This window comes from Treponema sp. R8-4-B8, assembly GCF_054786175.1.
On sequence record NZ_BDHE01000350.1, the window covers coordinates 1 to 468 of the forward strand.

Sequence of the window (468 nt, forward strand, 5' to 3'; positions counted from 1 at the left end):
TCATGCGGAAAACCGCGTCGTCTTCATAATATAACGCAATAGCCTCCTTAAGATTTTTCACAGCATCGTTTACCTGTCTCTTATACACATCTAGATGTGTATAAGAGACAACACTAAGGGTGTGGAAGTCCACATCCGGAAGGTGGCGCCGCTGGGCGACCCGGTGGAAGTCACGGTTCGGAACTACGAACTCTCCATCAGGAAAGCGGACGCCGAACTGATCGAGGTCTAGTAGACGGTTGTACTTTTTTTAAATCACAAATAAGGAGAATAATATGTCTATTAAAATCGCGCTTGCCGGAAACCCGAACAGCGGCAAAACCACGCTCTTCAACGCCCTCACCGGCTCAAACCAGTTCGTAGGGAACTGGCCGGGCGTAACCGTGGAGAAGAAGGAGGGGAAACTCAAAGGCCATAAGGACGTGACCGTTATGGACTTGCCCGGCATATACTCGCTCTCCCCTTACA

1 protein-coding gene and 1 pseudogene are annotated in these 468 nt (G+C 49.8%); both read left to right on the forward strand.

The genetic code is table 11. From position 1 onward, the window contains the following. Positions 1–112 precede the first annotated feature (112 nt). A pseudogene (locus tag ACYVRA_RS08715) lies at positions 113–232 on the forward strand (FeoA family protein); the annotation flags it as partial. 43 nt (positions 233–275) lie between these two features. After that, positions 276–468: FeoB small GTPase domain-containing protein (locus ACYVRA_RS08720; RefSeq protein WP_461252325.1), on the forward strand; the 193-nt coding region annotated here is incomplete at its 3' end.